Annotated in this window: 6 protein-coding genes and 3 pseudogenes; 3 read left to right on the plus strand and 6 right to left on the minus strand. The window is 44.3% G+C overall.

Translation table 11 applies throughout. From position 1 onward, the window contains the following. The 6 genes and pseudogenes from AP057_RS11460 to AP057_RS17880 all read right to left on the minus strand — a co-directional run. Positions 1-420 (minus strand): transposase (locus AP057_RS11460; protein ID WP_152968883.1); only part of this gene is annotated, 420 nt, incomplete at its 3' end. A gap of 105 nt (positions 421-525) precedes the next feature. Further along, a pseudogene (locus tag AP057_RS11465) lies at positions 526-1,416 on the minus strand (PucR family transcriptional regulator ligand-binding domain-containing protein); the annotation flags it as partial. A gap of 304 nt (positions 1,417-1,720) precedes the next feature. Further along, entirely contained in the window at positions 1,721-1,951 is a 231-nt protein-coding gene (locus tag AP057_RS11470; RefSeq protein WP_011230920.1) for a hypothetical protein, read from the minus strand. Between the two features lie 79 nt (positions 1,952-2,030). Next, positions 2,031-3,446: a dihydropyrimidinase gene (hydA, locus tag AP057_RS11475; RefSeq protein WP_033011084.1), complete on the minus strand. Its 1,416-nt coding sequence runs from the start codon at positions 3,444-3,446 to the stop codon at positions 2,031-2,033. A gap of 294 nt (positions 3,447-3,740) precedes the next feature. Then, a pseudogene (locus AP057_RS18165) lies at positions 3,741-4,091 on the minus strand (ExeA family protein); the annotation flags it as partial. 223 nt (positions 4,092-4,314) lie between these two features. Then, the gene (locus AP057_RS17880) at positions 4,315-4,872 is read right to left on the minus strand and encodes a DUF6431 domain-containing protein (protein ID WP_055358774.1); all 558 of its coding nucleotides are present in this window, start codon (positions 4,870-4,872) and stop codon (positions 4,315-4,317) included. Positions 4,873-5,035: 163 nt separating this feature from the next. Here AP057_RS17880 and AP057_RS16455 point away from each other — a divergent pair. From AP057_RS16455 to AP057_RS11495, 3 genes and pseudogenes are all read left to right on the plus strand, one after another. Then, a pseudogene (locus AP057_RS16455) lies at positions 5,036-5,348 on the plus strand (helix-turn-helix domain-containing protein); the annotation flags it as partial. A 20-nt stretch (positions 5,349-5,368) separates the two neighbouring features. After that, entirely contained in the window at positions 5,369-7,363 is a 1,995-nt protein-coding gene (locus AP057_RS11490; RefSeq protein ID WP_082432210.1) for a WD40 repeat domain-containing protein, read from the plus strand. A gap of 204 nt (positions 7,364-7,567) precedes the next feature. After that, positions 7,568-8,064, plus strand: a 497-nt coding sequence (locus AP057_RS11495) for a transposase (RefSeq protein ID WP_152968884.1), incomplete at its 3' end; no start/stop codon positions are given.

Consider the following 8,064-nt stretch of genomic DNA (forward strand, 5'->3'; position numbering starts at 1 on the left):
CCGGGGAACGAGGAATAGTCCGTCTTGTGGCCGTCTGGCAATGACCAGGGCGTCTTTGGCGTCGTGTTTCGTCGGCAGGTTGTCATCRAGTTCTTTCGACCGGCACACATGCGCCGGGTTGACCATGACCAACGGGATCCCGTGCTCCTCGAGGAAGTAGGCCAGGTTCAACCAGTAGTGCCCGGTCGGCTCCACGGCGACGATCACCTCTGACTTCCCGAACGCTTGCATCGCCCCCTGAATCGCTTTATACAGCTGTTGAAACCCCTCTTTCGACTGGAAGATCGGGAACGATTTGCGAAGCACGCGCCCCCGGTCATCCACGAAGCAGGCGTAGTGGGTTCGTTTCGCGATATCGATGCCCACGACAAGCGTTTGTTCCGTAACTTGATCAATTTTATAGTTTTGTGTACAATTCATCTGAAGTCCTCCTTGGCATGATGGTAGGTATTGTTTGACACCCCTGCATCATACCAAGAGGGCTTTTTTTGATCAAGTCCCCGGAAAAGCTCCTAACGGGAATGCTCCTTTTGGATTTGGGTCTGCCCCATACTCAGCCAAATAACTAAACACATTTTCAATGGGATGCTCTCCCTCTAGCCAGCTTTTCAACCACTCATTTTCTTCTACTCTCTTTTTTTCATCGACATACAAATCACGAAGCAGATGCTGTGCCAGCGCAGTTGCCGTACGATCCAAAATCAGCAGATCAAATTCGCTGATTTCCTTTCCGGTTGACACAATGGATAGCTCGGCATATTCATTCCCAAGAAATTGGATCGGTTGGGTGGCCACTCTTTTCTTGGAAGCTGCGTTGTCGTCAACTATCAACTGTTCTTCCTTAAATGTTTTGCTGTATTTAGGAAATATCTCCACCTCTCTGCCGTTTATTTTAAAAACTACTTGATGTCCCGAATAGTGGTGCAATAGTTTTAAAATTTCACTATAATGGTCCATTGAAAGTAATTTTTTGTTTAATTGCTGTGAATATGATTCTAGTCCGGAGATGATTTCATAGTGTTGGTTAATTAAATAAGTGTGGATGTCTTGGGTGATCTCAACGAAAGGCACTTCTTTAAGAAAGAGAATGATCGGAAAGTGATGCGCATTCGCTAAATCGATTACTTCTTGCGGAACAGAAGGAGTATGCATACCGATTTCAATACATAATCCCGAAGCGTCACAGTTGATAAGCTGTTCTACAAACGATCGAAACAGTTCCTCATTTTCCTTCCATCCTACCCCAGTAGATAAAATCAGCTCTTTTCCGTTTAACAGATGATGGATTTTCGCAACTTCGACAACATGCACCCATTTTACAGTGCGGTTGAGCCCATTATGCCCTGCAACCACTTCAACATGTTCAAAATGTTTCCGCTTTAGAATATCAGAAACCGTTAATGTAGGAGTCTTCATACACTTTGTTTCACTCCCCTTACACCAATCATGGCAATACCATTTTAATTAGGCAGCGTAAACGGTCGTTCCTGCTTCTATCACAAATTTTTATGTAACGGCTTGGCTATATATGGCCTTCTACGTTTCATTATACAGAAAGCAACATCATCGATCGCGTTTTATGTTATGAAATGTGACATTCATTTAGGCGATTCGCGCTCTGTTTCATGAAAACCAAAGCGCCGGCCCTGCCTCTATAATGATTAAGGATATATAGAGGAACTCGTTCCGGCGCTTATCGTGACGTGCATCATTCTTCTCTCTATTCGTGGTGTTTTCTGAGCTGGCGGATTAATAATGACGAAAAATATTTGCGTGCATCAGCGTTTGTAATATGCAGTGTTTGGATATCTCTTGTTTCTGACAAAGAGTCTTCTTTCTCAAATTCAACAAACGATCCGCTTAAATTTTCTTTTACGCTTTTCATATAGTATCCTTGTTCAATTAAGTAATCGATCTTTTCTCGCTCACGTAGAAACTGATGGTAAGTCATCACACACCCCCCGCTTCTCGTCGTAACCCGCATCCTTACCGCCAGGCACAGCTTGTTGGTGTTCAATGATTTATTTACGTTAGGACATTTTCACCACATCTTGGTCGGCCATTAGCGCCCCATATTTCGCGCGTTTAACATATTGGCCGTACCCCGGTTTCCCGACAAATTGTTTATCACGTACCACAAATTCTCCTCTACATAAAACCGACACGGGTTCCCCTGTTACTTTCATCCCTTCAAACGGATTATAATCCACAGCCATATGATGTGTTTCGGCTGAAATCACCCGTTCAACCGTTGGATCAAAAATGACTAAATCCGCATCCGCACCGACGGCAATGGTTCCTTTCTTCGGGAATAGACCAAACAATTTGGCGATTCTTGTTGATACAATATCAACAAACTGGTTGAGGGTAATTCTCCCTTTTTTCACTCCTTCACTGAAAAGAATACTCACCCGATCCTCAATAATAGGACCACCATTTGGGATTTTGGTAAAATCTCCCCTTCCTAATTCTTTTTGGCCTTTAAAATCAAATGAGCATTGGTCAGATCCGAGCGTTTGCAGCTGGCCGTTTTTCAAGGCATTCCATAGTACTTCTTGATGCCATTTCTCACGAAGCGGCGGTGACCATACATATTTAGCACCTTCAAAATTCGGTTTTTCTAAATAGGACTGATCGAGCACCAGATATTGCGGACAAGTTTCGCCCCATACATTCAACCCCTTATGGCGCGCTTCGGCAATTTTCTCTACCGCTTGAGCACACGATACATGAACGACGTACAATTGCGAACCAGCGAGTTCTGTCAATTGACAGGCGCGCCCCGTCGCTTCTCCTTCTAGCTCTGGAGGTCTCGTTAATGCATGATAAATCGGATCAGTATGCCCGTCCTCCAAGGCTTTTTTCGTTAAATAGTCAATCACGTCTCCATTCTCGGCATGCACCATGACAAGTGCTCCGAGTTCTTTTGCCGCGACTAGCGTCCGATACAAGGTTCCATCATCAGCTTGAAACACATTTTTATACGCCATAAATACTTTAAAGGAGGTAATTCCTTCTTCTTCGATCACTTTTGGAAGCTCTTCAAGCACATCGTCCGTTATTTCACTGATCATCAAATGGAACCCATAATCGATCACCGCTTTCCCCGTCGCTTTGTTATGCCAAGTTTCAATCGCTTTTTTCAGGGGCTCACCTTTATTCGTTAAGCAAAAATCAATAATGGTCGTCGTCCCGCCAAATGCGGCGGCAATCGTCCCCGACTCAAAGTCGTCTTTTGTCACAGTGCCGCCAAACGGCATATCTAAATGGGTGTGCGGATCAATGCCTCCTGGAAACACATAACAACCTGTGGCATCAATCACTTCCGCTCCGCTCTCATCTAAATTTCTTCCGATTACTGCAATTTTCCCATCTTGAATGAGAAGATCGGCTTCATATATATCTGTAGCGGTAACAATTGTTCCATTTTTTATCAATTTTGTCATCATGATACCCTCCTTCATTTATAATGATTTGATATCCACACTGCAACCGCTTAGCCGGCCAAGGGCCGCTTGCCGTTCATTCCATGTTGTAAACTAGCACATTATTTCAGAATCCCTTTTTCAAATTATTTCAGGCGGATTCGGAAATAATGTGCAAAATTTTTGCGGATTGTTCCGGATTTTGCACATTCTTTCGGAACGTTTGCACGCTCTTTCAGATGAAGATTTCCAGCGCGCCTGATGGACCTATGGAAAAGAGAAAGCACAAAAGAGGCCGATTCGGCCCCTTTCGTGCTAATACCCCATTTCCTCTGCGGCCATGCGCACCAYTTCTTCGTCAATGGCGTCCTTTTTCAGCTGATACCCGTATAACAGGCACGTCGTGGCCAACGTGTTGATCACCCGAGGCCATCCCCGCGACTGCAGGGCAATCGCCTCTAACGCCGATGGGGTGAAGATCGGATGCTTCGCCCCGGCCTGTTTCATCCGATGTTCGATGTAGCCCGCCACCTCTTCCTTCTCCAGCGGCCCCATCCGGTATCGCATGATGATCCGCTGGTCGAGAGGGCGGTGCTGATTGAGCCGCAGCTTCCCCTGTAAATGGGGCAGCCCGGCCAACATCAAGACAAATCTTTCAGATACGTCTTCGGTTCCACCTGCCCATTCACCAACGGAGCGATTAGCCCGTACCGAAACAGGGCAATGTCGTGTCTCATCGACTCATCCATTCGAATCTCCTCCTTGTCTCACTTGGAATCAGGACCGTTCCGGTCCGTCTGCCCTTATCGTACCGGATCGCTTTTTCTCCGTCGATAGGAAAGGTTTGTGGGAACCTCAACTATTTCCAATTTAGGATATGTATGTAAAATCAGGATCCCATTTGATTCGCAAAAGGGTGTCGGAATCCGTCCTTCCACATGTCTCTGATGACCGAATCAAGACCGTGTTTCTCCAACGTCCGGATCCACCAGGAAGCCCGTTCCTTTTCTTTTTTCACGATAGGGCCTATGATCCTCCACCGCCTCGCAAAAAAGCTGTGAAGGCTTGATAGGTTTCGGCAGAACCGTCGGACATAAAAGATGATGCCGTCCTTTGTCGGGAGAAACGGAGCCCGGTTCGTCCCCTCGGTCAATCCTAACTGCTCTTTCACGACTTGCCATATGGCGGACAACGTATACTGAAAATACGGGAGGAGAAAGGAAGGCAGCACACTCACCGTCTTCAAGCATTCCCGACAGCGATACCGGACAATCCAAATGCGATAATCACCATGTGGGGTCAATGCGTTTCGCTCATMGTAACCGTGGCGGTGCAACGGGCGCTTGGCCCGGCAATGCGGACACTTTTTCAGAAGAGGGAAGTCGTTTTCTTTTCCACGCTCTGCATACGTTTGGACGTCAATGCCAAAGTCATGAAATTGAATCACGTCCTCCTCCCCCTCCTATGAACCGATGGATTTTCTCTTCCGAAATAATTCACAAAAAATTTAGCACATTCTTTCAGAAAAGGGGAGAGGGCTTTCTGAAGGAATGTGCAAAAAAATGTCTCTTTTGTTCCGAAATAAAGTGATAATTTACATTAACCTTCGCATAAGCGGTGCCCACTCTGGTTATACTGCTCCTAAGGAAAAGCATGGGAAACGTCTCAACATCACCGACAACCATGGATGGACGCCCCGGAAACTCCGCAAGCAGGAACGGAAGATCAAAAACGCTCATCTCCGCCAACGTGTGATGGCCGTCCGCCTGGTCATGGAAGGCTATTTGGGCAAAGACGTGGCCTCCATGGTCAACGTGTGCCGCCAAACCGTTTCCCATTATGTGTCGCTGTTTAACGAAGGGGGGCCTGGAACTCCTGCTTCATCGGGATTTTGCCCCTGGGCGAGAGCCGTTTCTCACCGAAGCATTGCGGGAGTGTCGTTTATGTTAAAGTTTAAGCGTCATTTATTATTGGTTTCTTCTTTTATGATTTTCAATTTTTTCCTTTTTTTCATTCACCCTTTTTTTGCTTATGCAAAATCTATTTCCACACCTTATGGAGTGTTGACGGATTTAGGTCCTAAGGTGCGCAATATCTCTGTTAATACTTCACGTGCCGCCATGGATAAAAAAGGAAATTGTTATTTGTATATGATTTTGCACGGAACACCTACAGTACTAGCTGTTTTAGACCTCAATACGGGAAAGGTCAAGAAAACATTTCCACTCTTGGATTCCACTGCTGCTTGGGCCATGGACATAGATGAAGGGGGAGTTTTATGGATTGGCGGCACGAATAAAGGCAGTATTTATCGCTTTGATCCTAATACGTTTTCATTCAAGAATTTTGGTAATCAATTAGGCGGTTCTAAAGAAGTAGCTATTCAAGATATTACACATTCTAATCAAAAATTATTTGCAACAACCGCATATGGGGCTAATTTCTTTAGTTTTAGTAAAGCTAAAGAAAAACGTGTCAGCGGCTTATCACCTTTAGAACCGGGTAAGAAATTCGCAAAATCAATTGTGTATGATCAAGGTTCCAATACTTTGTTTATTTCGCTCGGAGCAAAAGCGAATTTGCTTAAATGGAATCTATCGACAGGTAAAAAAGAACATATTTTACCGCTTAAATATCAGTCCGAAACATATATCTATAAGATGAGAATTGTGAACCAGTATTTGTTTGCCCGCATGTATCCGAGCGAGAAAATTGCCGTGTATGATATGAAAAAAAACCGTTTCGTGGCTGAATTTCCTGCAAGTTCAATCGTATCTCACAAGAATCCTTTTAAGAATGAGGTCTATTATACATATAAAGGGAATTTTTACCGTTTTGATTTGAAAACGTTAAAAACTTACAGAACTAACCTTTCGTTGCCTCCATTTACCGAAGCGATTTCTTTGGACTTCGTGAAAAAGAAAAATGGAGAAACGGTCTTAACAGGTCTTGTAGATAATGACGGGCGTTATTATGAGTTGAATCCGATTCGGAATAGGCTTGTCATTCGTAAACCTACTTTACCGGCTCAACCCGTTAATTTATACACAATGACGCAAAGTTTAGATGGGAGCAAAATTATTATTAACGGTTATATGTCAGGTGGCTTGTGTATTTACGATGTGGATACGAAAAAAGAAATTGAGTTAAAACCTGTTAGTCAATTAGAAACGATACTTGTTACACCTGGAAAAATGTATTTAGGTGCTTATCCGAAAGCTCGATTGCTTGAGTACGATTTAGCATCGAAATGGAAAGGATATCCAATAAATCCCAGAGAGTTACTAAATCTTTTGTCATATGGTCAGACAAGAATTACAGCTTTAATTAAAAAAGATAATACTCTCTTGCTTGGAACATATCCGGAGAATTCAACCGGAGGTGGTGTGCTTGCCCTTTATGATACGGTTTCGGGCAAATCAACAGTTTATCCAAACTTTATCAATAATCAGAGTATTATATCTCTTTTAGCGTATAAAGATGGCTATATTTATGGGGGAACATCTCGTCACGCCAACTATAAAGTGTCAAAAGAGCCGGCAAGATTTTTCCGTTTTAAACTTGATAATCCAAAGCGGGTCGAATTTTTACCAATACCGTTAAACAGTGTCATGATATCTTCTTTAATTGAGGGACCTGATGGAAACATATGGGGAATGGCTAATGGGACACTGTTCCAATACAACCCTTCGACGAATTCATTTAAAACTAAGCAAATTTTAAAAGCGATTTCTGGTCGCTTCAAAAATGCCGTTTTAGTAAACGGAAAAAATGGTTTATTGTACGGTACTGTTGAAGGGAAGCTTTTTGAAGTTGATCCATCTACTATGAAAGTAACTATTTTGCTTGATCATAATGCTTGGGATTTAGCAATAGATAAAAATGATACTCTTTATGTAAGAAACTTGGAGAGATTATATTCTTTTCAGAGAAAATAGCAGTATACCCGTGGTGCTAGATAAACTCAAACAAGCATAAAAATAGCCCTTGCATGAGGATCCCCTTAAAATGAAAGTGCAACCAACCATTAAAAAGGAGCATTCCCGTTAGGAGCTTTTCCGGGGACTTGATCAAAAAAAGCCCTCTTGGTATGATGCAGGGGTGTCAAACAATACCTACCATCATGCCAAGGAGGACTTCAGATGAATTGTACACAAAACTATAAAATTGATCAAGTTACGGAACAAACGCTTGTCGTGGGCATCGATATCGCGAAACGAACCCACTACGCCTGCTTCGTGGATGACCGGGGGCGCGTGCTTCGCAAGTCGTTCCCGATCTTCCAGTCGAAAGAGGGGTTTCAGCAGCTGTATAAAGCGATTCAGGAGGCGATGCAAGCGTTTGGGAAGTCAGAGGTGATCGTCGCGGTGGAGCCGACCGGGCACTACTGGTTGAACCTGGCCTACTTCCTCGAGGAGCACGGGATCCCGTTGGTCATGGTCAACCCGGCGCATGTGTGCCGGTCGAAAGAACTTGATGACAACCTGCCGACGAAACACGACGCCAAAGACGCCCTGGTCATTGCCAGACTGGCAAAAGACGGACGATTCCTCGTTCCCCGGCTGCTGCACGAGATTGAAGCCGATTTTCGCGTGGGGAGCACGCCCAAAGAGAAGCCTGTCGCTTATACCCATCTGAC

Source organism: Geobacillus sp. Sah69 (assembly GCF_001414205.1).
In the GTDB taxonomy this organism is placed as follows: Bacteria; Bacillota; Bacilli; order Bacillales; family Anoxybacillaceae; genus Geobacillus; species Geobacillus stearothermophilus.